This window comes from Synechococcus sp. BA-124 BA4 (assembly GCF_034931165.1).
Genome location: NZ_JAYGIA010000016.1, coordinates 1 through 26,646, shown reverse-complemented (window position 1 = coordinate 26,646; position 26,646 = coordinate 1). Strand labels below are relative to the sequence as shown.

At 69.1% G+C, this 26,646-nt stretch carries 25 protein-coding genes and 2 pseudogenes; 13 read left to right on the top strand and 14 right to left on the bottom strand.

Translation table 11 applies throughout. The features are described from left to right. Positions 1–212, top strand: a pseudogene (locus VB734_RS02830) (tRNA uridine-5-carboxymethylaminomethyl(34) synthesis GTPase MnmE); the annotation flags it as partial. Positions 213–251: 39 nt separating this feature from the next. Further along, positions 252–1,154 (top strand): carboxylating nicotinate-nucleotide diphosphorylase, encoded by a 903-nt coding sequence (nadC, locus tag VB734_RS02825; protein ID WP_231594557.1) that lies wholly within the window; start codon positions 252–254, stop codon positions 1,152–1,154. Here the strand turns inward: nadC and stpA are convergent. Both stpA and VB734_RS02815 read right to left on the bottom strand, forming a co-directional pair. Continuing rightward, positions 1,133–2,401 (bottom strand): glucosylglycerol 3-phosphatase, encoded by a 1,269-nt coding sequence (stpA, locus tag VB734_RS02820; RefSeq protein WP_197161990.1) that lies wholly within the window; start codon positions 2,399–2,401, stop codon positions 1,133–1,135. The genes nadC and stpA overlap by 22 nt on opposite strands. Continuing rightward, complete coding sequence (locus VB734_RS02815; protein ID WP_197161992.1) at positions 2,398–3,861, bottom strand: glycoside hydrolase family 13 protein; 1,464 nt, start codon at positions 3,859–3,861, stop codon at positions 2,398–2,400. Before VB734_RS02815 ends, stpA begins: the two co-directional genes overlap by 4 nt. A gap of 55 nt (positions 3,862–3,916) precedes the next feature. Here VB734_RS02815 and VB734_RS02810 point away from each other — a divergent pair, with 55 nt between their 5' ends. After that, entirely contained in the window at positions 3,917–5,458 is a 1,542-nt protein-coding gene (locus VB734_RS02810; protein ID WP_197161994.1) for an FGGY family carbohydrate kinase, read from the top strand. Further along, entirely contained in the window at positions 5,455–7,035 is a 1,581-nt protein-coding gene (locus VB734_RS02805) for a glycerol-3-phosphate dehydrogenase/oxidase (protein ID WP_197161996.1), read from the top strand. The genes VB734_RS02810 and VB734_RS02805 overlap by 4 nt, the downstream gene beginning before the upstream one ends. On the opposite strand, the gene VB734_RS02800 is transcribed toward VB734_RS02805, so the two are convergent. Continuing rightward, complete coding sequence (locus VB734_RS02800; protein WP_197161998.1) at positions 6,981–8,642, bottom strand: alpha-amylase family protein; 1,662 nt, start codon at positions 8,640–8,642, stop codon at positions 6,981–6,983. The two genes, VB734_RS02805 and VB734_RS02800, sit on opposite strands and share 55 nt — an antisense overlap. A gap of 13 nt (positions 8,643–8,655) precedes the next feature. Next, a complete protein-coding gene (ggpS, locus tag VB734_RS02795; RefSeq protein ID WP_322782636.1) occupies positions 8,656–10,134 on the bottom strand; it encodes a glucosylglycerol-phosphate synthase in 1,479 nt (492 codons plus the stop codon). A 334-nt stretch (positions 10,135–10,468) separates the two neighbouring features. Between ggpS and grrP the strand changes: the two genes are divergently transcribed. From grrP to VB734_RS02770, 5 genes are all read left to right on the top strand, one after another. After that, a complete protein-coding gene (gene grrP, locus VB734_RS02790; RefSeq protein ID WP_231594558.1) occupies positions 10,469–11,413 on the top strand; it encodes an extracellular substrate binding-like orphan protein GrrP in 945 nt (314 codons plus the stop codon). 67 nt (positions 11,414–11,480) lie between these two features. Further along, positions 11,481–11,891, top strand: coding sequence for a GrrA/OscA1 family cyclophane-containing rSAM-modified RiPP (gene grrA, locus VB734_RS02785; protein ID WP_322782302.1), 411 nt, complete (start codon positions 11,481–11,483; stop codon positions 11,889–11,891). Then, positions 11,888–13,057, top strand: a complete 1,170-nt coding sequence (gene grrM, locus VB734_RS02780) for a cyclophane-forming radical SAM/SPASM peptide maturase GrrM/OscB (protein ID WP_231594559.1) — start codon at positions 11,888–11,890, stop codon at positions 13,055–13,057. Before grrA ends, grrM begins: the two co-directional genes overlap by 4 nt. Positions 13,058–13,152: 95 nt before the next feature. Beyond that, entirely contained in the window at positions 13,153–14,970 is a 1,818-nt protein-coding gene (gene argS, locus VB734_RS02775) for an arginine--tRNA ligase (protein ID WP_197162002.1), read from the top strand. Next, entirely contained in the window at positions 14,967–16,145 is a 1,179-nt protein-coding gene (locus VB734_RS02770) for a histidinol-phosphate transaminase (protein WP_322782303.1), read from the top strand. The genes argS and VB734_RS02770 overlap by 4 nt, the downstream gene beginning before the upstream one ends. Here VB734_RS02770 and VB734_RS02765 read toward each other — a convergent pair. The 6 genes from VB734_RS02765 to prfB all read right to left on the bottom strand — a co-directional run bounded on the left by VB734_RS02765 (position 16,129) and on the right by prfB (position 20,123). Further along, a complete protein-coding gene (locus tag VB734_RS02765; RefSeq protein ID WP_322782304.1) occupies positions 16,129–16,911 on the bottom strand; it encodes an MBL fold metallo-hydrolase in 783 nt (260 codons plus the stop codon). The genes VB734_RS02770 and VB734_RS02765 overlap by 17 nt on opposite strands. 65 nt (positions 16,912–16,976) lie before the next feature. Then, positions 16,977–17,609 (bottom strand): aminodeoxychorismate/anthranilate synthase component II, encoded by a 633-nt coding sequence (locus tag VB734_RS02760; protein WP_322782305.1) that lies wholly within the window; start codon positions 17,607–17,609, stop codon positions 16,977–16,979. 23 nt (positions 17,610–17,632) lie between these two features. Further along, on the bottom strand, positions 17,633–18,055 hold the full coding sequence (locus VB734_RS02755; protein ID WP_322782637.1) for a diacylglycerol kinase family protein: 423 nt from the start codon (positions 18,053–18,055) through the stop codon (positions 17,633–17,635). A gap of 98 nt (positions 18,056–18,153) precedes the next feature. Next, on the bottom strand, positions 18,154–18,696 hold the full coding sequence (gene ybeY / locus VB734_RS02750; protein ID WP_370594590.1) for an rRNA maturation RNase YbeY: 543 nt from the start codon (positions 18,694–18,696) through the stop codon (positions 18,154–18,156). A gap of 62 nt (positions 18,697–18,758) precedes the next feature. Then, positions 18,759–18,980, bottom strand: a complete 222-nt coding sequence (locus VB734_RS02745) for a DUF3285 domain-containing protein (protein ID WP_197162021.1) — start codon at positions 18,978–18,980, stop codon at positions 18,759–18,761. Positions 18,981–18,997: 17 nt separating this feature from the next. Further along, positions 18,998–20,123, bottom strand: a protein-coding gene (prfB, locus tag VB734_RS02740; protein ID WP_197167390.1) for a peptide chain release factor 2 whose coding sequence is annotated in 2 segments (ribosomal slippage) — positions 18,998–20,047 and positions 20,049–20,123 — 1,125 coding nt in all. Because the reading frame shifts where the segments join, the coding sequence is not laid out codon by codon here. Positions 20,124–20,213: 90 nt separating this feature from the next. Between prfB and grxC the strand changes: the two genes are divergently transcribed. Next, the gene (gene grxC, locus VB734_RS02735) at positions 20,214–20,486 is read left to right on the top strand and encodes a glutaredoxin 3 (protein WP_323242917.1); all 273 of its coding nucleotides are present in this window, start codon (positions 20,214–20,216) and stop codon (positions 20,484–20,486) included. Positions 20,487–20,488: 2 nt separating this feature from the next. Next, positions 20,489–21,502: a glutathione synthase gene (gene gshB / locus VB734_RS02730; protein WP_197162025.1), complete on the top strand. Its 1,014-nt coding sequence runs from the start codon at positions 20,489–20,491 to the stop codon at positions 21,500–21,502. On the opposite strand, the gene VB734_RS02725 is transcribed toward gshB, so the two are convergent. From VB734_RS02725 to VB734_RS02710, 4 genes are read right to left on the bottom strand one after another with little or no spacing between them, the layout of a single operon-like run. Beyond that, entirely contained in the window at positions 21,474–22,244 is a 771-nt protein-coding gene (locus VB734_RS02725; RefSeq protein ID WP_322782306.1) for a patatin-like phospholipase family protein, read from the bottom strand. The two genes, gshB and VB734_RS02725, sit on opposite strands and share 29 nt — an antisense overlap. Beyond that, positions 22,198–22,656, bottom strand: coding sequence for a hypothetical protein (locus VB734_RS02720; protein ID WP_322782307.1), 459 nt, complete (start codon positions 22,654–22,656; stop codon positions 22,198–22,200). The genes VB734_RS02725 and VB734_RS02720 overlap by 47 nt, the downstream gene beginning before the upstream one ends. Beyond that, on the bottom strand, positions 22,640–23,509 hold the full coding sequence (locus tag VB734_RS02715) for an ion transporter (RefSeq protein ID WP_322782308.1): 870 nt from the start codon (positions 23,507–23,509) through the stop codon (positions 22,640–22,642). The genes VB734_RS02720 and VB734_RS02715 overlap by 17 nt, the downstream gene beginning before the upstream one ends. 6 nt (positions 23,510–23,515) lie before the next feature. Beyond that, positions 23,516–24,985 (bottom strand): isochorismate synthase, encoded by a 1,470-nt coding sequence (locus tag VB734_RS02710; RefSeq protein WP_197162034.1) that lies wholly within the window; start codon positions 24,983–24,985, stop codon positions 23,516–23,518. A gap of 51 nt (positions 24,986–25,036) precedes the next feature. Here VB734_RS02710 and menA point away from each other — a divergent pair, with 51 nt between their 5' ends. After that, entirely contained in the window at positions 25,037–26,032 is a 996-nt protein-coding gene (gene menA, locus VB734_RS02705; RefSeq protein WP_197162036.1) for a 2-carboxy-1,4-naphthoquinone phytyltransferase, read from the top strand. After that, positions 26,029–26,646, top strand: a pseudogene (locus VB734_RS02700) (o-succinylbenzoate synthase); the annotation flags it as partial. The gene menA and the pseudogene VB734_RS02700, both read left to right, overlap by 4 nt.

Sequence of the window (26,646 nt, the reverse complement as noted above, 5' to 3'; positions counted from 1 at the left end):
AGGTGGCGCTCAATGCCCGCCAGCGGGATCTGGCGGAGGCCGCCGCCACGGCCCTGGACGACTCCCTGGCGGCGGCCTCCGCCGGCCTGCCCTGGGATTTCTGGACCATCGACCTGCGCCAGGCCGCCCGCAGCCTCGGAGAGATCACCGGCGAAGAGGTGAACGAGGCGGTGCTCGATCGGGTCTTCTCCCGCTTCTGCATCGGCAAGTAGGCCCGCCCAGGCCATCAGGATGGTGAACCAGGTCCACCCGTGCTGCCGTTGGCCATCCCTGAGAGTGCCGTCCCGGCCGCTTCGCTGTTCAGCCAGCCCCGGCTGGAGCCCCTGCTGCGGTCCTGGCTGGCGGAGGACATCGGCCGAGGGGATCTCAGCGCGGCCGCGCTGGTGGGCCGGCAGGGCCGGGCCAGCTGGATGGCCCGGAGTGGTGGGATCTTCTGCGGAGGCCTGCTGGTGGAGCCGCTCTTCCGCCTCCTCGATGCCACGGTGGAGGTGCGCCTGCTCGTGGCGGACGGGGAGCCGGTGGAGCCCGATCAGCGGCTGCTGGAGCTGGCCGGTCCGGCGACGGCCCTTGTGGCGGGGGAACGCACGGCCCTCAATCTGGCCATGCGTCTCTCGGGCATTGCCACCGCCACGGCGGCGCTGGTGGCTGAGCTGAGCGGCACGGGCGTGGCACTGGCCGACACCCGCAAGACCAGCCCAGGGCTGCGCCTGATGGAGAAGTATGCGGTGCGCTGCGGTGGCGGCATCAACCACCGCTGCGGCCTTGATGATGCCGCCATGCTCAAGGAGAACCACCTGGCCTGGGCCGGAGGAGTGGCCCGAGCCGTTGCTGCGGTGCGAGCCACGGCCCCCTGGACGGCGCGAGTGATCGTCGAAGCCGAAAGTGCAGCCGAAGCGGTTCAGGCCGTGGATGCCGGCGCCGACGGGGTGCTGCTCGATGGATTCACTCCGGAGGCCCTGCTGGCGCTGGTGCCGCAGCTGCGCAGGCAGGCGCTGGGGCGGGGTTCAGCGGTGGTGCTGGAGGCGTCCGGGGTGGATCCTGCACAGCTGAGGTCCTATGCCGTCACCGGCATCGATCTCATCTCCACCAGCGCCGCGGTCACCCGCAGTCCCTGGCTGGATCTGAGCATGCGCTACGACCCGGTGCTGGCCTGAAGGGCCTCCGTTGACCGGCGTGCTGCCAGGTCGCGGAACCAGCGGATGTATTGCCTCGGTCCGCCAGGCATGGTGGTGTCGATCCACAGGGGATCCTCTGGATCACTGAGGCCCTCCAGGCGGCCATCGGCCAGTGACGGCCGATCCACTTCGCCTCCGCTGCTGTCCACCAGGACCACACGGTTCGTGGTCCCGAAGGCGTCTCCCAGTTCCTGGAGCAGGGTGAGGAAGCCACGGTCGCTCCCCCCTCGCAGCCAGCCTCCGCCCGCCGCCGCCGGCTGAGAGGTGATCGTGTCACCCACCCCCACCAGCCGTGGCATCAGGGCTGGATCGATGGCGCTTCGGCACAGGTCCAGCAGTCCGGCATGGTCGAGGGGCGCGTCGCGTCCGTGGAACTCCAGGCCCAGGGGTGCCGTGCCCGTGCGGCGGTGGATGCTGTGATTGATCAGCACTAGCAGACCCACCTCCTTCAGGCCACCGCGCAGCATCAGCTGAAAATCCGTGGTGCCGCAGCTGCTCCGTTCCGCCGGCATGAGCCGTTCCCGGACACCGTCAGGGGTGAGATCGCGGCCGAGGTTGGGGGCCAGATGCAGAAAGAACGACTCCTTCAGCCCGGCCGAAGCCGCCTGCTCCAGCAAGGCCTGCATCAGCTCAAGGGCCAGCGCCTGCAGTTGCGGCCGCCGGCCGGGCTGCTCCCCCACCGCCGCCATCAGCGGATTGAGGTTGAGGCTGGGGGAGAGGGGGTTGTCGAGGACGGTCATCTCGATCAGCCCGGCCCTGTGCTCCTGGGCCGCCGTGGGCAGCAGGGCCGGCAGCCGCTCCCCCAGAGACGCTCTCAGCCAGGCCGGTGCCGAGGCCAGGAACGACAGTTCCGCCTGGCTCACCCCCGGGTGCGTGAGCCGGCCATGGCGGCTCTGCAGTTGCACACCGCCGGCTCCCAGTCCTGGCAGGTACAACCCCTCGACGGCTGGGTCGGCTGTGCCGGCCAGGGCCTGCTCCACCAGCCGGTTCACGCCGCGGCTGCCCTCATGCTCGCCGTTGGTCAGCACCCCGAAGCGTCCGTCCAGTTGCCGGGTGGCCCGCACGTAGTCGGGATCCAACCGGCGGCGGCGCGGATCGTGCACCAGCTCCATGCAGACCCCGTCGAGGTCCTGCACCAGCAACCATGTTCTGCCTGTGCTGAGCTCATCCAGCAGCTCAGCGGGGCTGATCCTGCTCCGGGCCGGTGGCCTTGCCTGGGCGTTCATGGCTTGGGGTCCGCCAGGATCAGCGCCGAGCGTGCGGCCAGGGATGTGGTGTGTCCAGCCGCTGCCGGAGCGCTCGCCCACAGCGGTGTCGTCGCCGGGGATGGGGGTGTCAGGGGCAGCGGTTCATCACCGCGGTTGATCGCCACCCACACGCGCTCCCGGCCCTCGCCGCGCCGGACCAGCAGCAGGTCGTCGTGGTGGCTCCCGCCAAAGCTCAGAGCGTCCGAGCGCAATGCCGGCAGGCGCCGGCGCAGGGCGGCCAGCTCTCTCAGCCAGCCGGCCAGCGCACCGCCGGGGACGTCCCAGGGATAGGCCTCACGGCAGCCCGGTTCCGGTCCTCCATCCAGGCCCATCTCAGTGCCGTAGTACACGCACGGGGCCCCTGGCAGCAGGAAAAGGAACAGCAGGCAGAGACGCAGGGCAGCCTCATCGCCACCGAGCACATGCAGGGCCCTTGGGGTGTCGTGGCCATCGAGCAGGTTGAGCATGGAGCGGTTCACCGCTGGTCTGTAGCGACCGAGAACCTCACTGATGCGGTGCTCGAAGCCAGCCCGGTCGAGGGGCTGATACGGAGGTTCAGGCAGGGCCGGCAGCTTCAGCTCTCCAGGCACGTTCTCGGCGCCGAAATAGCCGAGGATGCTCCAGGCCAGCGGGTAATTCATCACCCCGTCGAACTGAGTCCCCCCCAGCCAGGGGCGGGCATCGCCCCAGATCTCCCCCACGATCCAGGCCTCCGGGTTCTCAGCGCGCACGGTCCGCCGGAAGGTGTCCCAGAAGTCACCCGGCACTTCATCGGGGACATCCAGCCGCCAGCCATCGGCCCCGGCGGCGATCCAGGTGCGTGCGACGTCCAGCAGGTGCCGCCGCACCGGCGGATGGTCGTGGCGGAATTTCGGCAGGGCCGGATCATTCCACCAGCAGTGGTAGCCGCAGGTCTGGCCTGCCGCTGGATAGGGGTGCAACGGCCAGTGCTCGACGTGGAACCAGTGGCGGTAGGGAGACGTCCGGCCGTTTTCCAGCAGATGGTGAAAGGCCCAGAAGCCCCGGCCGCAGTGGTTGAACACACCATCGAGGATCAGGCGCATGCCGCGCCGGTGCACGGCCTCGATCAGGGCTTCGAGGGCCTCGTTGCCCCCCAGCAGGGGATCCACCTGCTGGTAGTCGTAGGCGTGGTAGCGGTGATTGGCGGCTGAGGCGAACACCGGATTCAGTGACAGGCAGGTGATCCCCAGTCCCTGGAGGTGGTCGAGGCCCTCGATCACCCCATGGAGATCACCCCCCTGGAACCCCTGCAGGGCCGGGTCGCTGCCCCAGGGCATCAGCTCAAGCCCGTCCTGGGCGGCCACCCGCCCGCTGCGGCGGAAACGGTCGGGAAAGATCTGATACACCACGGCCTCGGCCACCCAGGCCGGTGCCGCCGTCGATGCCGAAGACGAGGCTGCAGCCGTTGCAAATCCCATCGCTTGCCCCAGGCGTGCCTCAACCAGCGCTAGCACAAGCAAAAGCGGCTGCTTCATGCTCTCCCCCCTGTTGTTGAGCATCGATCAGGGCACCACCAGCTCCCGCGCCGCCGTCCACGACGTGAAAGGCCGCCGCCTGCTGAGCCGCTCGGTGCCCCTCGAGAGCCGCTATCCGGCCGATGGCTGGGTGGAGCAGTCGGCAGGGGCCATCTGGCTCAGCCAGCTGCAGGCCCTGCGTGAGCTGGAGCAGGCCCTGAGCCCTGAACAACGCCGAGCTGTGGCCGCCTGCGGCATCGCCAACCAGCGCGAAACCACGGTGCTCTGGCGGCGCGGGAGCGGGGAACCGCTGGCTCCCGTGATCGTCTGGCAGGACGGCCGCACGGCGGCCCTCTGTGCCGAATGGAAACAGGGCGGGCTGGAGCCTCTGATCCAGGCCCGCACCGGCCTGCTGGTGGATCCTTACTTCAGTGCCAGCAAAATCGTCTGGCTGCTGCGGGAGAGGCCCGCCGCCGCCGCCGCCGCCGCCGCGGGCCAGCTCTGCTTCGGCACCGTCGACAGCTGGCTGTTGCAGAACCTCAGCACCGGAGGGCGCCACGCCACCGACTACAGCAACGCCAGCCGCACCCTGCTGATGGATCTGGAGCAGCTGCGCTGGGATCCCGAGCTGTGCGCGGCCCTTGGGGTCCCCCCATCGGCCTTGCCGGAGCTGCTGCCCAGTTCCGCCCTCTTCGGCACCATCGCGCCCGGCTTGCCGTTCGCGGGGGTGCCGATCACCGCCATGCTGGGCGACCAGCAGGCGGCCACCCTCGGGCAGGGCTGCCTGGCCGCCGGCGAGGGCAAGTGCACCTACGGCACCGGCGCCTTCCTGGTGATCAACACGGGGGCCACGATCCATCGCTCCAGCGCGGGCCTGCTGAGCACGGTGGGCTGGAGCGATGCCGCCGGCCGGACCACCTACTGCCTGGAGGGCAGTCTCTTCAACGCCGGCACCGCAATCCAGTGGCTGCGCGATGGCCTCGGTCTGATCGAGCGTTCCGACCAGGTGAACGATCTGGCGGAGCGCTGCCTCAGCAGTGGGGGCGTGATGCTGGTTCCCGCCTTCACCGGCTGGGGAACGCCCCACTGGGACCCCACGGCCCGGGGGCTGCTGATCGGTCTCACGCGCGACAGCGGGCCGGCCCAGATCGCCAGGGCAGCCCTGGAGGGGATCGCCCTGGCGGTGGCCACCCTGGTGGAGCTGGCGGAGGAGGCCCGCGGCCAGCCCCTGCTGGAGCTTGCTGCCGATGGAGGCGCTGCGGCGGCGGACCTCCTGCTGCAGGCTCAGGCTGATGCCACGGGGTTGCCGGTTCTGCGCCGAGCCGATCTGGAGAGCACCAGCCGTGGGGTGGCCCTGCTGGCGGGTGTTCAGGCGGGTGTGCTGCCCGATCTCGCCAGTTGGTCGCGGCGGGCTGATGAGCCGGAACCCCAGCGGTTCTCGCCTCGGATCGACGGGCCGTCGCGGCAGCGCTGGCGGGCCCGCTGGCACTCGGCGGTGGAGCGCAGCCTGCACTGGCATTCACAGCCCGCCAGTGTGGGCGCAGCCGAATCAGAGCGATGAGCGTGGACCTGCTCGTGATCGGCGCCGGTGCCACCGGGGCCACCCTGGCTCTGGAGGCGGCACGGCGGGGCCTGAGTGTGGCCCTGGTCGAAGCCGGCGACATCGCCGGCGGCACCAGCAGCCGCAGCACCAAGTTGCTGCACGGAGGGGTCCGCTACCTGGAGCTGGCCTTCCGCCGCCTCGACTGGCGGCAGCTGCAGCTGGTGCGCGAGGCCCTGGCTGAGCGGGGCCACTGGCTGGAGGCGGTGCCCTTCCTGGCTCGGCGGCTGGAGTTGCTGCTGCCCAGTGAAGGACTGCTGCAGCAGGCTTATTACGGCCTCGGCCTGGCGGTGTACGACCGGCTGGCGGGACGGCGCGGCATCGGCTCCAGCCGCTGGCTCTGCCGTGAGGCGGTGCAACAGCTGCTGCCTGAGCTGAAGGCAGGCCAGCTCGGAGTGGCCTACGGCGACGGCCAGTTCGATGACGCGCGTCTCAACCTGCTGATCGTGCGCACCGCCGCCCGCCTGGGGGCCGAGGTGTTCACGCGAACCGAGGTGGTGGAGCTGCTGCGTCAGGGCGACCGGCTCAGCGGCGCCGTGCTGCACCACAGAGCCACGGGCCAGCGGAGCCGGCTCGAGGCCCGGGTGGTGCTCAATGCCACGGGAATCGGTGCCGATCGGATCCGGCAGCTGGCCCAGCACGACCTTCCGCCCTCCCTGCAGGTGAGCCGCGGCGTGCATCTGGTGCTGGCCGACGCTCTCTGTCCCGGGGGGACGGGGTTGCTGATCCCCTCCACCGACGACGGCCGGGTGCTGTTCGTGCTCCCGTTTCACGGCCGCACCCTGGTGGGAACCACGGACACCCCCTGTGGTTCAGCCGAGGCGGAGCGACCCAGTGAGGCGGAGGAGGCCTACCTGCTGGACCATGTGCGTCGCTGGTTCCCGGGCCACGGGGAGCCGGTGGTGAGCAGCCGCTGGGCCGGGGGCCGCCCCTTGCTGCTGGGGAATGGCGACTCGGCCATCGCCGGGACCGCCACGGTGGTGCGTGAGCACCAGGTGGAAACGCTCCCCTGCGGTCTGATCAGCGTGATGGGAGGCAAGTGGACCACCTGCCGGCCGATGGCCTTCGATGGACTCCAGGCCGTGGCGCAGTTGCTGGGTCGTCCCCTGCCCGCTCCATCCGCCGAAGCCGCAGCTGTACCGATCCACGGCGCGGCCGCCACTGGCGCGGCCACCGTCGCCGGGCTTGACCGTCTGCGCCTGGACCTGTCCCAGCGCCTGGCCTGCGGCGACCACGCCCTGCTGGACCACCTGCTGGCAGCCCACGGCCTGGGAGCGGAGGCGGTGCTGGCCTGTGCGGCCAGCCCGTCCGAGCTCGAACCCCTCAGCGCGGTGATCCCGCTCACGGCTGCCGAGGTGCGCCATGGCGTGCGCCACGAGTGGGCCCGGACGGCGGATGATCTGCTGGCCCGGCGATGCCGGCTGGCTTTCGTGGACAGCACCGAGGCCGAGAGACTGCGGCCTCAGGTGCAGGCTCTGCTGGATCAGGAGCTGGCGTCGCTCGAGTCCTCGCCCACCAGCCACCAGAAGAATCCGTAGGCCGGCAGGTACACGAACCAGGCGTCGCTGGCGGGGGGAAACTCACAACCCCAGAGGGTGTCGCGCATACGGCTCCCCTGCCACTGGCCCAGGTCGAGGCAGCTCGAGGCACCGGTTGCCGCCAGATTCGCCGCTACCACCACGGTCATTCCATCGCTGTGGCGGGCGTAACAGAGCACGCTGGGGTGCGCGCTCTCCAGCAACTCGAAACTGCCGTGGCGCAGGGCCGGCAGCTGCCGCCTGCTGGTGAGCATCCGGTGGTGCCAGTTGAGCAGGGAGCCGGACAGTTGCCGCTGCACCTCCACATTCACCACCCGGTAGTCGTAGCCGGGGGAGGTGATCGGCGGCAGGACCAGCAGGGGGTCCGGGGCCGTGGAAAAGCCGCCGTTGCGTTCACTCGTCCAGGCCATCGGCGTGCGGTTGGCATCCCGGTCCCGCAGGCCCGGCCAGTCGCCCATCCCGAGTTCGTCGCCGTAATAGAGGCAGGGCAGGCCTGGCAGGCTGTAGAGCAATCCGTGCAGCAGCGTGTTCGGCCGCGGGTCGCCGTTGAGCAGGGGGGCCAGGCGCCGGTTGATGCCCCAGTTCAGCCAGTGCTCCCTGGCCTCGGGGAAGCCGGTCATCACGGCCTGCACCACCTCGTCCTCCACCAGGTGGCCATCCCCGAGCCAGAGTTCGTCGTGGTTGCGCAGCGGCAGCGCCCAGCGGCAGCCGGGGACCATCTCCTGGGCGTGCTGCAGGCAATCGCGGAGCTTGTCGCAGCGTCCCTGGGCCACGGCGGCAAAGAGCTGGGCCGTGAGGGCGAAATCGAAGGCGGCATGCAGTTCGTCTTCCGCCAGGTAGGGCGCCGACTCCTTCACCGGCTGGATGGCTTCGGCGATCAGCAGCAGGTCGCGCCCGGACTTGTCCACACGGGCGCGCAGGCGCTTCAGGAAGGCATGGGTTTCGGGCAGTCCTTCGCAGCGGGTGCCTTCGCGCTCATGCAGGAAGGGCACCGCATCGAGGCGGAAGCCATCGACGCCGCGCTCCACCCAGAAGTCCACCACCTCCAGCATCGCCTCGGCAACGGCGGGGTTGTCGTAGTTCAGGTCGGGCTGGTGATGCAGGAATCGGTGCAGGTAATACTGACCGGCCACTGAATCCCACTGCCAGTTGGAGGATTCGAAGTGGCGGAACAGCACCTGGGCCTCCGGGTAGCCGCAGTCGTCGTCGCGCCACACGTAGAACTCCCTCTCGCTGCTGCCGGCTGGCGACCAGCGGGCCCGCTGAAACCAGGGATGCAGCACGCTCGTGTGGTTGAGCACCAGATCGAGCAGCACCCGGATGCCGTGCCCATGGGCCTGATCGAGCAGCCTGGCGAGATCGTCGAGGGTACCGAGATCGGGATGAATCGCCGTGAAATCGGTGATGTCGTAGCCGCCGTCCCTCAGCGGTGAGGGATAGATCGGCGTCAGCCAGATCGCATCCACCCCCAGCCACTGGAGGTAAGGGAGCTTGCTGGTGATCCCGTCGATGTCCCCGATCCCATCGCCATTGGCATCGGCAAAGGAACGCGGCATCAGCTGGTAGATCACGCAGCCGTTCCACCAATGGTCCTTGTCGGTCGACATCGAGGGCCGCGCCTTAGAGGGACCTGAGGGCACCCAGCTGCTGCTCGGCCCAGTGCTGAACCGTGAATTCATCCACGGCCTGAGTCATCGAGGCCATCCGCCGCACCTGCTCCTCCGGGGGCATGTCGAGGGCGTCGCTGATGGCCCGGTCCATGCTGCGGTGCGAGTAGGGATTGGTGAGCACCGCATCCTCCAGCTCGACCGAGGCACCGGTGAATTCCGAGAGCACCAGCACACCCCCCAGCCCCTGGCGTGCCGCCACGTATTCCTTGGCCACCAGGTTGAGGCCGTCCCGCAGCGGAGTGATCCAGCAGACGTCGGCCTGGCTGAACCAGCCCATCAGTTCCTCGTAGGACGTTCGGCGGGTGGAGAGGCGAACGGGAGTCCAGTCGATGCGTCCGAAGCGGCCGTTGATGCGGCCCACGATCTCCTCCACCGAACGCTGGATGTCTTCGTAGATGCGCATGCCACTGGCGGCCGCCACACAACCCAGAAACAGCTCGACGCCGCCATGCCAGCGCGGCTGCTGCTCCAGCAGCCGCTCATAGGCCAGCAGCATTTCCTCGTTCCCTTTGGTGTAGTCGACCCTGGAGGCTGAGAGGATCAGTTTCCGGCCCTTGTGCTGTTCGGCGATCGTGCTGGCCATGGCCTTCACAGCCGGTGTGACCACCAGGTCACGGATCAGCTCAGGGGAGGTGCCTACAGGGGAGGCCTGGATGTGGACACGGCGGCCGTTGTGATCGATCCAGGGCACCACGGTGGGTTCCGAGAGAGCACTGCCATAGCGGCGGAATTTCTTGGCCACGGGAACAGGGTCAGCCCCTTGGACTCCGCGCAGGTTGATGGCGCTGCGTGTGAAGTTGTTGGCGTAGGACGGGATGTGAAAGCCGACGAGGTCGCAGCTGAGCAGGCTGTCGAGAATCTCGTCACGCCAGGGCAGGATGCTGAAGACGTCGCTGGAGGGGAAGGGAGTGTGGTGGAAGAACGCGATCCGGACGTCCGGGCGCTGCTCGCGGATCAGGGCTGGAGTGAGCCAGAGGTTGTAATCGTGAATCCAGATGGTGGCGCCAGGGGCTGCTTCCTCGCAGGCGGCACGGGCAAATGAGCGGTTGACCTCCTCGAAGGTGGCCCAGTCGGAATTGTCGACGCTGAACAATCCGGGGAAGCTGTGCAGGATTGGCCAGAATGATTCTTTGGAGGTGACGTGATAAAAACTGGAGATCTGCTCTGGTGTTAAGGGAAGTCGCCTGAGGGTGAAAGGACTGGGCGAAGTGAGCTCCAGCCGCTCGTCGGCATTGGCGGCGCAAGTGGCATCCTGGCGCCAGGAGATCCAGGTGCCTGAGCGTTCCTCCAGAAAGAGACTGCGAAGAGTCGGGATGATGCCGTTGGGGCTTTTCTGGTCAACCCACTGGCGATTTCCTTCGCTGTCGAAGGTTTCTTCATAGGGCGATCGGTGGTAGACGAGGACAAAATTGCTGTCGCCGCTTGGCATGGCGCCAGAGGGGTTGAGTTGATCGGCGGTGGTCTTGTCGGGGCTGCTGGAGGTGGCGGCAGAATCATTCAGGGATGACATCTGAATCTCGTTCTGCTTTTGTTGTAGTTTTTGCACCAAAGCTTCTTCACTCTCTCGTTTGATGCCATTCTATACTCCCTGAGCCGAGATCGCTTTGCTATCACGAGCGCGACGGGCCTGCGGCACTGTCACAAATCTGAACTCCGGCGCCGCTGAAGCTGGCGAAATCCGCCGGTCGTGTACAGATTGTGGATGGTCTGCCTGGCGACCTCCCGTGCCGCGACGTCTCTTTCCCCTTCAGCTGGTTCTGCCGTTGTCCCGATCCCGCGTGGGTCGCTGGATGGTGCCGACTGGCCTGGCCCTGCTCGCGGGCCTTCTGCCGGCGGCATCCGCTCGCGCGGAGGGGGTCGTCGACCGGGTTGCCCGCAGCGGGGAGCTGGTGATGGTCGGGCTGCCTGATCAGGCACCCCTGCTCTCCTTCACTGCCCAGGGGCAACCGGTGGGCTACGCGATGGAGGTGGGCAACCGCATCGCGGCTGAGCTGGCCGTGGCCGTGGGCCGCCCCGTGCGGCTCCGCGTCGAGGCCGTGGCCGACCCTGCCGTTCTGGGCCAGCGTCTGGTGGGCGGCCAGGCCGATCTCGCCTGTGGCGTGCCGTTCACGTGGGAGCGGGACATCACCCTCGATTATTCCCTGCCCTTCGCGCTCTCCGGTCTGAGGCTGCTGGCGCCCGCTGGTCGGCTGGATGGATCGCCCCAGTCGCTGGCCGGGAGGCGCATCGGTGTCGTCGCCAAGTCTCTGGCGGAAACAGAGCTCAGGGGCATCCAGCCGACCGCCCGGCCCGTGGGGTTCGCCAGTCTGGCCGAGGCCGTGGCGGCGCTGAAGGCCGGGTCTGTGGAGGGGGTGATCGGTGACAGTTCACTCCTGGCCGGTCTGACTGCCGGCGACAAGGGTGCCGCGCTGGCACTGATCCCCTCTGAGCCCTACGAGCGCTATGCCGTGGCCTGTCTGGTCCCTGAGAACGATTCCGGCTTCCGCAATCTGGTGAATCTGGCGATCGCACGGCTGCTGCAGGGCTACCTCGATGGTCAGCCCGAGGCCGTGGGCTCCGTCGATCGCTGGGTGGGACCCGGCAGTGCGCTCAACCGCACCCCGGATCAGATCCGCACCTATTTCGAAACGGTGCTGCTGGGGGTGGAGGCCCTGCGCCCGCTGCCGGCCCAGGCGGGTTCGGCCCCCGTCAGGCCCACGGCTCCCTGATGTCCTGAGGCGACCCCCCCCGGGGCGTCGTTGTCTTCTGCCCCTCCCCCGCTTCCACCCTGCTCCGATGGCCTTCTTCACCCGCTCCCGGCTCTTCGGCATTCTGTTGCTGGCGGCCTCCCTGCCTCTGGATCCAGGGGTGGCCCGGGCCCTTGCGGCCTCAGGCTCAGCTCCCTCAGCCGGTGAGCAGCCCCGCCAGGGCGATGCCATCGAGGCACGCCTGCGACGCATTGCCGCCGCTGTCCGGGAGCACGACGACGCTGAGGCCGGCGTGGAGGCGGCCGGGTCTGACGGCCGGCTGGCGCGGGTGTTCGTCAACGGTCCCAATGTCGGGGTCGGCTGGGGCAATGGCGGCTTCCGCAACGGCGGCTTCTACAACGGGGGCTTCCGCAATGGCGGCTTCTACAACGGTGGGTTCCGCAACGGTGGGTTCCGCAACGGCGGTTTCCGCGATGGTGGCTGGCGCAACTACTGGTGAGCGCATCCGCCCAGCTGCCGCCCCAGCTCCAGGCCGGCCCGCTGCGCCTGCTGGTGGTGCAGCCCACCCCGTTCTGCAACCTCGACTGCGACTACTGCTACCTGCCCAGCCGGGATGACCGCAGCCGGCTGCCGCTGGAGATCCTGGACGCGGCCCTGGAGCGGGTGCTCGAGAGTCCATTCCTCGATGGCGGGTTCACCCTGCTCTGGCATGCGGGGGAGCCGCTCACCATGCCGGTCGCGTTCTACGACGCGGCCTCGGAGCGCATCCGCCAGGCCCTGAAGCGCCATGGACTGCCGCCCGAGACGATCGTGCAGTCGCTTCAGACCAACGCCGTGGTGATCGACGACGCCTGGTGCGACTGCTTCGAGCGCAACGGCATCCATGTGGGCGTGAGCATGGATGGGCCGGCTTTTCTGCACGACGCCCACCGCTGCACCCGCACCGGTCTTCCCACCCATGCGGCCGTGATGCGCGGCATCGCCGCCCTGCAGCGCCGCGGCATTCCGTTCCAGGTGATCTGCGTGCTCACCGCCGATGCCCTCGATCAGGCCGATGCCCTCTACGACTTCTTCAGCGGCGCCGGCATCACCGACGTGGGCTTCAACATGGAGGAAACCGAAGGAGAGAACCTGCGCTCCACCCTCGAGCGTCCCGATGGGGAACGCCGCTACGCCGCCTTCCTGGAGCGCTTCTGGCAGCGGATCCGCTCCGAGCCCGGTCGGCTGCGCCTGCGTGAATTCGATGGCATCACCAGCCTGGCCTGTGGTGAGGCCCGGATGGAGAGCACCGACATGAACACTCCATTCGCGATCGTGAACGTGGACGCCAAGGGCAATTTCTCCAGCTTCGACCCGGAACTGCTGGCGGTGGCCACGGCCGACTACGGCGATTTCACCTTCGGCAACGTGCTCCAGGGCAGCCTCGAAGCGGCCCTCGGCACCGAGAAGTTCCAGCGGGTGTGGCGCGAGATCGCGACCGGTGTCGACCTCTGCCGCCGCGACTGCGCCTATTTCGGCCTTTGCGGCGGTGGTGCCGGCAGCAACAAGTACTGGGAGCACGGCACCTTCGCCTGCAGCGTCACCCAGGCCTGCCGCTACCGCATCCAGCTGGTGGCCGATGTGGTGCTCACCGGCATGGAGCAGGAGCTGGGATTGAGCGCCTGAGCGGTCTGGATGGACCGGGGCGCCCACCCCCCCAGGAGGGATGATCGGAGCTGGATCTCCCCCTTGCTCCGGCGCTCCGTCCGCACCCGCCACCCATGCTCCGCATCGCCCAGACCCTTGACACCCATCTGCGGTCGGCGATGGAGCGGGCGTTCCCGCAGGCGGCCGCCGAGGCCGAGGCGGCCGGCCGGTGCCTGGATCCCCAGCTGGCGCCGGCCAGCAAACCCGAGTTCGGCGATTTCCAGGCCAACGGCGCCCTGCCCCTGGCCAAGCCGCTGGGCCTGCCGCCGCGGGCGATCGCCACAGCGGTCGTGGAGCAACTGACGGCCGATCCGGCCTTCACTCAGCTGTGCTGTGAACCCCAGATCGCCGGGCCCGGTTTCATCAACCTGCGCCTGCGCCCCGAGCGGCTGGCAGCGGAGCTGCGGGAGTGTCTGGTGGATCCCCGCCTGGGTGTGCCCACCACCGCAGGGCCGCTGGCCCCGGTGATCGTGGACTTCTCCAGCCCCAACATCGCCAAGGAGATGCACGTGGGGCATCTGCGTTCCACGATCATCGGCGATGCCCTGGCGCGGGTGCTGGAGTTCCGCGGTCATCCGGTGCTGCGCCTCAACCACGTGGGCGACTGGGGCACCCAGTTCGGCATGCTCATCACCCACCTCAAGCAGGTGGCCCCCGAGGCCCTCAGCACCGCCGATGCGGTCGATCTGGGTGATCTCGTGGCCTTCTACCGCCAGGCCAAGGCGCGCTTCGATGCCGATGAGGCCTTCCAGGCCACGTCCCGTGAGGAGGTGGTGAAGCTGCAGAGCGGCGATCCCGTGAGCCGCAGGGCCTGGGAGCTTCTCTGCGAGCAGTCGCGGCGCGAATTCCAGCTGATCTACGACCGCCTCGACATCGCTCTGAGCGAGCGGGGGGAGTCGTTCTACAACCCTTATCTGGAGGCGGTGGTGGCCGATCTGGCGGCCAGTGGGCTGCTGGTGACCGATGCCGGCGCCCAGTGCGTGTTCCTCGACGGTGTGAAAGGCAAGGACGGCCGGCCGCTGCCGCTGATCGTGCGCAAGAGCGACGGCGGCTTCAACTACGCCACCACCGATCTGGCGGCCTTGCGGTATCGCTTTGCGGAGCCTCCCGAAGGAGATGGCGCCCGCCGGCTGATCTACGTGACCGATGCCGGCCAGGCCAGTCACTTCGCCGCCGTGTTCCAGGTGGCCCGCCGTGCCGGCTGGGTTCCCGAGGGAGGGCGGCTGGAGCACGTGCCCTTCGGCCTGGTGCAGGGCGAGGACGGCAAGAAACTCAAGACCCGCTCAGGCGACACGGTTCGGCTCAAGGACCTGCTGGATGAGGCGGTGGAGCGCGCTGAGGCGGATCTGCGCCGCCGCCTCGCCGAGGAGGAGCGTCAGGAATCGGAGGCGTTCATCACCCATGTGGCCACCACCGTGGGTCTTGCGGCGGTGAAGTACGCCGACCTGAGCACCAACCGGAACACCAACTACCAGTTCAGCTTCGATCGCATGCTGACCCTGACCGGCAATACGGCCCCCTATCTGCTCTATGCCCTGGTGCGGATCGCCGGCATCGCCCGCAAGGGGGGCGTGGGTGCCGGGGAAGGGGATGCGGCCGCGGCCTTCCCCGATCCTCTGGTGTTCAGCGAACCCCAGGAATGGGCCCTGGCGCGCCAGCTGCTGGCGCTGGATACGGTGATCGCCGAGGTGGAGGAGGAACTGCTGCCCAACCGGCTCTGCTCCTACCTGTTCGAGCTCTCCCAGGTGTTCAACCGCTTCTACGATCAGGTGCCGGTGCTCAAGGCCGAGGAACCGGCCCGGGGATCTCGTCTGGCCCTCTGCCGCCTCACCGCCGACACGCTGAGGCTGGGACTCGGCCTGCTGGGCATCCCGACGCTGGAGCGGATGTGAGCGATCCCCGGTTCTCGGAGCCGACAGCGGTTCCTCTGGCACGCCCGGAAGTGGAGGCCCTGGTGGCCTACAGCGCACCCCTGGAAGGCCGCCGCGGGCTGCTGCGGCTCGACTTCAACGAGAACACCGTGGGCCCCAGCCCGAAAGTGGTGGAAGCGATCCGTGCCATCCCCGCCGACCACTACGCCATCTATCCCGAATACGACGGGCTGCACGAAGCGGTGGTGGCCTCTCTGGGTGGGACGGGCCTGAGCCCGGCCCACATCGGCCTGTTCAACGGTGTCGATGCCGCCCTCCATGCCGTGTTCCACGCCTACGGCGCCCCGGGCGATCGCCTGCTCACCACCAGCCCCACCTTCGGCTACTACACCCCCTGCGCCCGCATGCAGGGCATGACGATCGAGGCGTTGCCCTACCGGCTGCCCGACTTCGGCTTTCCTCTCGAGGAGATCCGCGCGGCGCTGCTCGGTCCCGGTGGTGGCGGCGAACCCAGCGGCGACTGGCATCCGCCGAAGATCCTGCTGCTCTGCAACCCCAACAATCCCACCGGCACCCGCCTGGCGCCTGAGCGGATCCTCGAGCTGGCAGCCGCCGCGCCGCGCACGCTGGTGGTGGTGGATGAGCTCTATGAGGCCTTCACCGGCGACAGCGTGCTGCCGCCCCTGCTGAACCGGGGGGCCGCCGATGCCTTCGCGGCCCATTCCAACCTGCTGGTGCTGCGCTCCCTGGCCAAGACCGCCGGCCTGGCGGGTCTGCGCATCGGCTTCGCGATCGGCGCGCCGGCTCTCGTGGACCGCATCAGCCGCGTCACCGGCCCCTACGACATCAACAGCTTTGCCGTCACCGCCGCCCGCGCCGCCCTGGCGGATCAGGCCTATGTGGATGGCTACGTGGCCGAGGTGCTTCTGGCGCGCGACTGGCTGCTGGAGCAGTTGCGCGCCGCAGGTGTACGCCACCACGCCGCCGGAGGCAACTACCTGCTGCTCTGGCCCGCCCGGCCGGTGACCGAGGTGGAGGCTGAGCTGCGCCAGGCGGGAATCCTGGTGCGCTCGATGGCCGGCAAGCCCTTGATCGATGGCTCCCTGCGGGTGAGTCAGGGCACCCGTGAGCAGATGGCGCGGTTCTGGGACGCCTACCAGGCGATCGAAACGAGCCGGATCAGCGCATCACCTTGATCTGGGGCCCATCGCTGAGGGGCGCACTGAAGCTCACCGTCCGACCCACCCGTTGCACCGGAGTGCCGCTCATCGCTTCGAGGAAGGGCTCGATGCTGCCCTGGTCGCAGCTGGCCGGGCTGCGGCCACTCACGTACTGCACCGGAATCACCCGCCGGGGTTCGAGCGCGCGAACCACGGCGGCGGCCTCGGCGCCGTCGTAGACCTTGGCGCCCCCGCCCACGCCGATGATCAGCACATCCGGCTTGCCGATCAGCACCCGGTCTTCGGGGCGGAGGGCCGCCGCCGTTCCGCCTAGGTGGGCGATCTCCAGACCTCCCTGCTTCCAGCGCCAGAGGGTGGCCTGACCGAAGCGGCGGCCGCCGATGCGGTCGTGGGGGATGGCGGCTCCTTCCAGCTTCAGGCCCGCCACCCGGTAGGAACCGGGGGTCACCAGCATGCGGCCGGAGGCCACCGGAGCGCCCTCATCCAGGAGCCGGCTGCTGGCCAGGATGACATCGGCACGCACCCGCGGCTCGCTCAGGCCGGCGGCGCAACCCACGGCTTTGAAGGGGTTCACCAGCACCGTGGCACCACCGCCCTGGATCAGCAGGGCGCTGTGGCCGTAGCTGGTGACCGTGACGCCACCGGCGGCCAGCCCAGCTCCGGGCACACCCAGGCTGATGCCGGCCACCAGTGCCGCGCTCAGCAGCGTGGTCTGGCGGCGAAGGGGCCGGCTGACGATGCTGGAGGGGCCGTCGTGCGCGTGCCCTGATGCGGAGGCCATGCCTGCTGGTGCGCCCCGCAGGCGCCGTTCGTGGCGCGAACCTAGCAGCGTTGCCCCAGGCTCCTTCAGGAGGGGGTTCCGGTGAGCGGTCTGGCGCCGCTGGAATGGTGCTGGGCCGCCTGGCGCAGGAAGTTGGCCAGCAGCCGGTGTCCGTCCTGGGTGAGCACGCTCTCCGGATGGAACTGGACGCCTTCGATCGGAAAATGACGATGGCGCAGGCCCATGATCGTGCCGTCCTCCAGCCAGGCGCTGATCTCCAGCTCCTCCGGCAGGCTGGCCCGCTCCGCGATCAGGCTGTGGTACCGGGTGGCCGTGAGCGGACTGGGCAGGCCGGCGAACACCCCCGCGCCCCGATGCAGCACCGGGGATGTCTTGCCGTGCATCAGCTCTGCGGCTCGCACCACACGGCCGCCGAATGCCTGGGCCAGGCACTGGTGACCCAGGCAGACCCCCAGGATCGGCACAGTCGGTCCCAGTTCGTGCATCACCTCGAGGCAGACCCCGGCCTGGTCGGGGTCGCCAGGGCCCGGTGAGATCAGGATCGCCTCCGGCCGCAGGGCACTGATCTGATCGATGCTCAGGGCGTCGTTGCGCTCCACCCGCAGGTCGGCGGCGATCGGGTGCTGCGGCGCCAGCTCGCCGAGGTACTGCACCAGGTTGAAGGTGAAGCTGTCGTAGTTGTCGAGAACCAGGAGCATCAGGCCAGCCGCCAGAACTCCATTCAAACGCCCAGGCGCAGCAGCAGGGGGGGCAGAAGCAGCAGCGCGGCGATCAGCAGGGAAGCCGCGGCGGCCACCAGCACGGCCGCCGCGGCGCAGTCCTTGGCGATGCGGGCCAGGGGGTGGAACCGGCGGCCGATGGCCAGATCCACCACCGACTCGATGGCCGTGTTGATCAGCTCCAGCACCAGCACCGCCGCCACGGTGAGCACCAGCAGCGCCAGCTGTTCGGTGCTCAGCTGCAGCCACAGTCCCAGGGCGAAGACGCAGCCGCCGGTGATCGCATGGATGCGGAAGTTGCGCTGGCTGGTGAAGCCATAGGCCAGCCCCTGAGCGGCGTAGCGGAAACTGAGCGGCAGATCGCTGGCCACACGCCAAGCTCCGGCCCTTTGGCCCCGAGCCCGGCGGGAGGAGTCGTTGGCCATGGGATCCGCCAGCGCAAGAGGAACCGGCTCGAGGGGGACCGGGTTGACCATGCTGACTCCTCCTGACGTTCCGCCGCTTCGCGCGTCCGGGCTGAACGTTACCGCCGTCGTCCAGGGGGGTCGCTGCCGTCGCTACCGGCGCAGCACTCCAGCAGCTGGTCCTGGCGGCGCAGCATGGCCTCCAGCCGGGCGTCGTCGGGGTGATCCCAGCCCAGCAGGTGGAGCAGGCCATGGCTGGCCAGCCAGCTCAGTTCCCGCGCCAGGCTCACGCCTGCCGCCTCGGCCTGGCGGACCGCTGTGTCCAGGGAAATCACGATGTCGCCCAGCTCCAGTGGCTCCCCCTGTTCGGGTGACTCCTGATCTGATGCCAGCTCCGGCGGCTTCGGCATGGCCGGTGCTCCCTCCAGCCCTTCGTCCTGGGCGGCGAAGGCCAGCACATCGGTGGGGCCCTGCTGGTTCCGCCAGCTTTCGTTGAGCTCGGCCATCTCCCGGTCGCCCACCAGGCTCAGCCCCAGGCTGTAGGCGGGCGCCCGCAGGGCCTGGGGCAACTCGGGTTGCATCTGCTCCAGCCAGGCCGCCAGCAGATCGCGCCACGGCCCTTCGGCCGTGGCCGGGTCGGCCAGGGGGCCAGCCGCCTCCAGCTGTTCGGCGCTGAGCGCCTCGTCACAGCTGAAGGCCAGGTCCAGGCCTGGAGGGACCGGCGTCACTGGGGCAGGCTGGGCCGGCCGAACCAGGCCAGCAGCAGCAGCACGGCACTGAAGCCCACGGCAGTGAGGCCGAAATGCAGCAGGCTCTGGCGGCCCTTGCGCACCATGTTGCGCATGGCCAGCTTGACGAAGCTGGGAGGTGGACCGGCGGGGACCTCTGTGCTGGCGGTGGGCTCAGTCGGCGTGCCGGGCCCGCTGGGGCTGATGCTGTCGGTCATTGGAGGATCGGTGGGGCTCAGGCGGCCACTTCGGCGGCGATCTCCACACCCTGGCGCAGCAGGGCCTGGATGAAGGGATCGAGGTCTCCGTCCATCACCCCCTGCACATCGGTGGTCTCCACGGCGGTGCGCAGATCCTTGACCATCTGATACGGGTGAAAGACATAGTTGCGGATCTGGTTGCCCCAGGCGGCCTCGACGATGTCGCCGCGGATGTCGGCGATCTCCGAGGCCCGCTGCTCCTGGGCGATCACCAGCAGTTTGGCCATCAGCAGTGCCATCGCCTTCTCCTTGTTCTGGAGCTGGGAGCGCTCCTGGGTGCAGCGCACCGCCAGGCCGGTGGGCACGTGCAGGATGCGCACCGCCGTTTCAACCTTGTTCACGTTCTGGCCGCCCGCCCCGCCGGAGCGGGAGGTGGTGATCTCCAGGTCCTTGTCAGGGATGTCGAGCTTGACGTCCTCGTCGAGCTTGGGCATCACCTCCACGCCGGCGAAGCTGGTCTGGCGCTTGTCGTTGGCGTTGAACGGTGAGATCCGCACCAGCCGGTGGGTGCCCTTTTCGTTGCGCAGGTAACCGTAGGCATAGCGCCCGTCGATCTCGATCGTGCAGCTCTTGATGCCGGCCTCCTCCCCTTCCGAGAGTTCGTCCACGGTCACCTTCATGCCATGGTCCTCGGCCCAGCGGGTGTACATCCGCATCAGCATCAGGGCCCAGTCCTGGGCGTCGGTGCCGCCGGCGCCGGCATTGATCGAGATCACGGCACCCTCCTTGTCGTAGGGGCCGCTCAGCAGTCGCTCCAGTTCCCAGCGGTCGAGATCGGCCCTGAGGCTCTGCAGGCCGCCATTGGCCTCGCTCAGCAGCTCCTCATCGGGTTCGAGGTCGTAGAGCTCGAGGGTGGCGCGGGCATCGTCCACCGCGGTTCGCCACTGCTTGAGCTGCTCCAGCTGCGCCTTCACCTCATCCAGCTGGCGCATCTGCTTCTGGGCCTGCTGCTGGTCATCCCAGAAGTCGGGCTGGGAGGCCAGCTGCTCCAGGTCCTGCTGGCGGGCGTTCAGGGCCGGTACGTCAAAGACAGTCCTGGGCATGGCCCAGGCGGTCGGTGAGTTCGGAGAGGTCGCGCTTGAAATCGGTGAGGTCGAGCACCGGCTGGTCAACGGTTTTCACGACCGTATCAGCGCGGCTGGGCGCCGGGAACGGCTTCTAGGATCCTGATTCAGCTCAGAAACCGCGATGGTGGCCGACACCGCAGTGAACGTCGAGATCTACACCTGGCGGTTCTGCCCTTTCTGTGTCCGTGCCAAGGCACTGCTCGATCGCAAGGGAGTGGTCTACGAGGAACACGCCATCGATGGCGACCAGGCCGCCCGCTCCGCCATGGCCGAGCGGGCCGGAGGACGCAGCAGCCTGCCCCAGATCTTCATCAACGACCTCGGCATCGGCGGCTGCGACGAGCTGCATTCCCTGGAGCGGGCCGGTCGGCTCGATCAGCTCCTGAAAGGGGTCTGAGGGTGCCCAGCAGCACGACCCCCAGCGGACCGTCCCATCTCTTCGTGATCGACCCGATCCAGCGCCTGCGTCCAGGCAAGGACTCGAGTGTGGCCCTGATGCAGGCGGCCCAGCGTGCCGGCCATCAGGTCTGGATCTGCACTCTGGCCGATCTGGCGGTTGAGGGGGAACGGGCCGGCGCCACCGAACCGGGACACCGCCCCACGGTGCTCGCCCAGTCCGCCCAGCTGGCGGCGATCCGTTCCACGCCCGAGGGCTGGGAGATTCCCGAGCCCTGGGTTGAGCTGGGGCAACCCCAGCGCCTGCCGCTCGACGCCTTCCCCTGGGTGTGGATGCGCAAGGATCCGCCCGTGGACGAGGCTTACCTCTATGCCACCCATCTGCTCGAGCTGGCCGAGCACCGGGGCGTGCGTGTGCTCAACAGGCCGGCATCCCTGCGGGCCTGGAACGAGAAGCTCGGCGCCCTGCGCTTCAGCCATCTGATGGCCCCCACCCTGGTGAGCGGCAACATCGAGCAGCTTGCGGACTTCGCCGCCGAGCATGGCGAGGTGGTGCTCAAGCCCCTGGGGGGGCGTGCCGGTCAGGGGGTGGTGCGCACTGAGGCGCGGGCGCCGGGGTTGCAGGCCCTGCTGGAGCTGGTCACGAACCAGGGCCGGCTGCCGGTGATGGCCCAGGCCTTCCTCCCTGAGGTGGTGGCGGGCGACAAGCGCATCCTGCTGGTCAATGGTGAACCGCTCGGAGCCGTGAACCGTCGCCCCTCGCCCGGAGAGTTCCGCAGCAACCTGGCGGTGGGCGGGGAACCGGAGGCCACCGCCCTCACCGATGTTGAGCGCACCATCTGCGCCGAACTGGCCCCGGCCCTGCGCGCGGCCGGGCTGTTCTTCGTGGGGATCGACGTCATCGGTGATCGCCTGAGTGAGATCAACGTCACCAGTCCCACCGGCGTTCGGGAGATCGAGCGGCTGGGCGGCGTGCCGCTGGCCGATCTCACGATCGCGGCGTTGCCGCACGTCTGAAGCGGGTGCCATCCCCCAGCCGGGAGCGGGCATGACCCTGGTCCGCCAGGACGATCTCCCGGTAGCTCTTCCAGCCGAGGAGGGGATAGGCCCCGATCTCGGGTTTGAGCACCAGATCGGCCAGATTTTCCTGGGCTCTTGATTGGCTGTGGGAGGTGCACATCATCGCGCTGATGATGGTCCTGGCTATTGAGGAGCGGCGGCGCTTCCGGTCCGGGCTGTCCTGGTCGGCCGTATCGGGATCCACATCCAACGACACGGCGATCACCCGCCCGTCACTCAGGCCACGGGCGGCGGCGATCGGCAGGTTGTTCAGGATGCCCCCATCCACGTGCAGGTCCCCCCGGCTGTCCTCCACGGGCGGAAAGCTCCCCGGCATCGACATGCTGGTGATCACCGCGGTGGGGATGCTGCCCAGACACCAGGCCTGCAGACGGTTGCGGGAGAGGTTCGTCGAGAAGCAGTGCAGTCTCAGCCAGCAGTCCTGGAGGCGGGTGGGGCCGAAGAAGAGTTCCATCTCCCGCCGGGGGTTGGCCAGGGTGAAGAGGGCGTCACGGGGCAGGGTGAGGTTGTAGGGGCTGGAACGGATGATCACCCGTTCCAGCTGGGAAAGGATCTCGCCGCTGGAGAGACCGAATGCCAGCAGGGAGGCCACGAGGGAGCCGATGCTCACCCCCATCACCACGTCGGTCTCATCAAGACCCACCTCCTCCATGGCCGCCAGGGCTCCGATGGGGGCCAAGCCCCTGGCCCCCATCGGAGCCCAGCACGAGCACGGTCTGCAGGCGCAGCACAGTGCGGGCCAGCCTCCCCAGATGCCCACGGCGGTCCGGCTGGATGTTGATCACCTGCGCCGGCCTGAGGTCCGCGTCCCAGTCCGGGCTCTCAGGACGCTCCTGCCCCCTGGGCCAGAGGCGCATGAGGTGGGCTTTGTCGTTCAGCGCCTGGTTCCAGGCGGCTGCCGGGAGCGTGCCGTCCCGCAGCACGATCAGCCGGTCGATCGGCTGGAGGTTCCGGTGGCTCAGGGCCGTGGGGTGTGATGGATGGCGTTCGGCGATGGGCAGCGCCTCCGGGGGTGGAGAACCCCTCCGGGGATGGCGCCCGTCTCCGGTGGCGCCGAGCTGTTGGCGCCAGGCTTCAGAGCTTCGCGCCACAGGCTTTGCAGTGGCGGGCATCACGGTCGTGGGGCGTGCAGCCACAGCTCGGGCAGTCCCTGGCCGACTCACGGCGCTGGCGCTGGGCCTCCTGCAGACCCACGCTGAGGATCCCGGTGGGGACGGCGATGATGCTGTACCCCAGCAGCATCACGGCCGAGGCCGCGAACCTGCCTAGAGGGGTCACGGGAGTGACATCGCCATAGCCCACCGTGGTGATGGTGACCACAGCCCAGTAGATCCCCACGGGGATGCTCACGAAGCCGCCGGTTTCACCCTCGATCAGAACCATCAGAGCTCCGATCACGATCACCAGGGTGACCATCGTGAGCAGGAACACCAGGATCTTGCGGCGGCTGGCCACAAGGGCCTGCCAGAGCAGGTCGGCTTCCTGCAGGTATTCCCCCAGCTTGAGGATCCGGAAGACCCGGAGCAGCCGCAGGATCCTCACCACCAGGAACGACTGGGAGCCCGGGACCATCAGACCTACGAAGGTGGGCAGGATCGCCACCAGATCCACCAGCCCGAAGAAGCTGGTGGCGTAGCGCAGGGGCCGCTCGACACAGAACAGCCGCAGCACATATTCCAGGCTGAACACCAGGGTGAAGCTCCACTCGAGGGCCTCGAAGGGAATCATGGGCTGCAGTTTCAGCCTGGGGTCGCTCTCCAGGATCACCGTCAGAACGCTGGCGGCGATCGCCAGCAGCAGCACCACATCGAACGCCTTGCCAGCCGGAGTGTCGGCTTCGAAGATGATCCGGTAAAGGCGCAGGCGCCCCAGCCAGCGCAACAGCAGCAGCGCCAGGCCCACAAGCCCCCCCAGCAGCAGCACCGCAACGACCACCGGCGTCATGGGCGTTCACCCCACCGTCTGGTGAAGTGTGCTGGCCGCCTGCTGGCCGGCCGATGGGGCGATCCGCGGCGGATGCGGGGCGCTCAGGTTGAGCTGTTGCTGCAGCACCCCCAGCTTCAGGGCCACTTCCTGGAGTTCCCGCTCAGGCTCGGACCCCCGCACCAGCCCGGCGCCGGCGGTGAGCTCCAGGCAATGGCCGCGAAGCCGGCCGCTGCGGATCGCCACCCGCAGCTCGGCATCGCCGGCGCTGTCGATCCAGCCGATCGGTGCGGCGTAGTGGCCCCGCTCGAACGGTTCGAGGCTGCGCAACCAGGCCATCGCCTCGCGCCGCGGCAGTCCGGCCACCGCCGGAGTGGGATGCAGGGCCTCGGCCAGGGCCAGGGGCTGGTGCTCGGTCAGGGCTGCGGTGATGGGGGTGTGCAGATGCACCAGCTTGCCGTGACGGGCCAGACGGGGATGGCGGGGCCGCCGGGGTGTCAGCCCCGCCTCCGAGAGCACCCGGGTGATCGCCTCCACCACCAGTTCATGTTCGTGGCGGTCCTTGGTCGATTGGGTGAGCTGCTCGGCCGGTGGTCCAAGCGGGGCGGTGCCCGCCAGGGCATCGCAGCGCAGCTGGCCCTGGCGCACCGCCAGCAACCGCTCGGGGGACGCACCGATCAGAGCATCGCCGGGGCGCTGCTGCCAGAGGAAGCGGCAGCTGCCCGGCTGGTGACGGCGCAGGCGGGCCAGCAGCTCCAGAGGGTCGAGTGGCTGATCCAGCCCCACCTGCTGGCGCACCGCCACCACCAGCTTGCGCAGGGCTCCCCCTTCCACCAGTCCCAGAGCCTGACGGACCGCCTCGCGGTAGTCGCTCTCCCAGCAGGAACGGCTGGTGATGCCCACCCGGGAGGTGCTGGGGAGCCAGCCCTCCCCCTCGGCCGGCAGCCGGCTCAGGAGCCGGGCCCGCTCCCAGAGTTCCTCGGCCACGCTCCGGGGGGTGACCTCACCGCCGAGGCAGCGCTGCAGCCGCAGCCAGCAGTGGCGTCCCTGGCGACTCAGCTGCCAGCGTGGCAGCACCGCCTGCACCCCCGGGACCGCAGCGCTGGTCTCCTGCAGCGGGCTGTCAAAAAAGGAGAAGGCGAGCAGCACCCTCGGCCTGGCCAGGGGCGGAACGCTCTGGGGCTGTTGCCCCAGGCGGCTGAGGCTCATCGCGCTGAAGCGCTGGGCCAGCTCGAACCGTCTGGGTCCGCTCAGCTCCAGGTGGTGGGTGGTGCCGCTGGCCGCCAGGCAGAGGCCCGGTGCACCGTCCCAGAGAAAGCGGAAGTGCCCGCCGTCGTCGAGGTGGGGGAGCAGGGCCAGGGGATCCCGGCAGGGCATGGGCAGCGCCAGGCTGAGCACGCCCTCCTCCTCCAGCTGCCGGGCCCCCTGGGCGGCGGCGGCGAGCAGTTCGGTGAAGGAGGGAACGACCTGCACCAGGACGACGGCGGCGGTGGCCATGGAAGCTGCTCAAATGTATGGGTCCTTCCCGGTTCGCCGTCCCTGCTGCCCATGTCCGACCCCCAGGTCGTCGCAAGCCGTTACGCCGATGGGGACTCCACGGGAGGCCTCCCGGCTGGGGATCGCTCCCACGACCCGGCCCGCCGCCGCCTCTGGAAGGCGGCGATCAAATGGCCGATGTATTCCGTGGCGGTGATGCCGGTGCTTCTGGCTGCGGGCTGGTGGGCCGGCCAGGGCCAGGTGCCACGCCTGGATCAGGTGCTGGCCTTCCTGCTGGCGGCGGTTCTGCTGCTGGGCTGGGAGAACCTGGCCAACGATGTCTTCGATGCCGACACCGGCGTGGATCGGCTCGGCAAGCCCCATTCCCTGGTCAATCTCACCGGCCGCCGCGACCGGGTGGCCCAGCTCGCCAATAGCTGCCTGGTGCTCGGCCTGGCGCTGTTCGCCCTGGTGGCGGCCCGCAGCACCCCCCTGGTGCTGGCTCTGGTGCTGGGCTGTTGCGTCCTCGGCTACGCCTACCAGGGTCCCCCCCTGCGGCTGGGCTACCGCGGCCTGGGCGAACCGCTCTGCTGGCTGGCCTTCGGGCCCCTGGCCACCGCCGCCGCCCTGATGGCCCTGGCGCCCACGGCCGCCCCCGCTGTTCCCTGGAAGGCTGCCCTCCTGCTGGGCAGCGGTCCCGCCCTGGCCACCACCCTGGTGCTGTTCTGCTCCCATTTCCATCAGGTGGAGCAGGACGCCAGCCACGGCAAGCGCTCGCCGGTGGTGAAGCTGGGCACCGCCGGCGCCGCGGCCCTGGTGCCCTGGTTCATCGCCCTGACCCTGGCTCTGCAGTGGGCACCGGTGCTGCTGGGCCGATGGCCGCTGACGGCCCTGCTGGGGATGGTGGGCCTGCCTTCCGCCAGGGCCCTGATCCAGTTGCTGCGGGATCACCATGCCGCTCCTGAGCGGATCGCCGGCAGCAAGTTCCTGGCCCTGCGCTTTCAGGCCTTCAATGGTCTGGGCCTGGCGCTGGGCCTGGCGATCGGCCCCTGGCTGCCGCTGCGGTGAAGCTTCGCCTGCACTGGAGGCGCTTCGATCTGGCCTTGCCCATTCCCCTGGTCACCGCCCGGGGCACGCTGAGGAGCAAGCGTGGCTGGCTGTTGCGGCTCGAGCCGCTGGCCGGGGGCGAGGGCGAGTCGGCGCCGCTGCTCGATCGGGGCTGGGGTGAGGCGGCACCGATCGCGCTCGGAGCCCAGCAGGGCGCCGCTGAGTCGGAACTGGCCAGGATCGCCAGGGCCATCGAGGCCCTCGGCTCCACGGTCGATCGTCAGGAGCTGGAGGGTCGTCTGCCGGCCCTGCCGGCGGCTCTGGCCTTTGCCCTCGGAGCCGCCCTGGGCGAGATCCAGAGGTTGGTGGGGACCGCTGCCGGGGGGTGGCTGCCGCCGCCGGCTCCTGCATGGCTGCTTCCGGCCGGTCCTCAGCTGCTGCCGGCCCTGGAGCGGGTCCTGGACACCCACCAGCGCAGCCAGCCGGCTCAGCAGGGTGGTCTTCCTCTCACGTTGAAGTGGAAGGTGGCGGCCACCGACGACCTTCAGGAGCGCCAGCTGCTCGAGCAGCTGCTGGAACGGCTTCCGAACGGGGCCAGACTCCGCCTCGATGCCAACGGGGGCTGGGGGCGCACC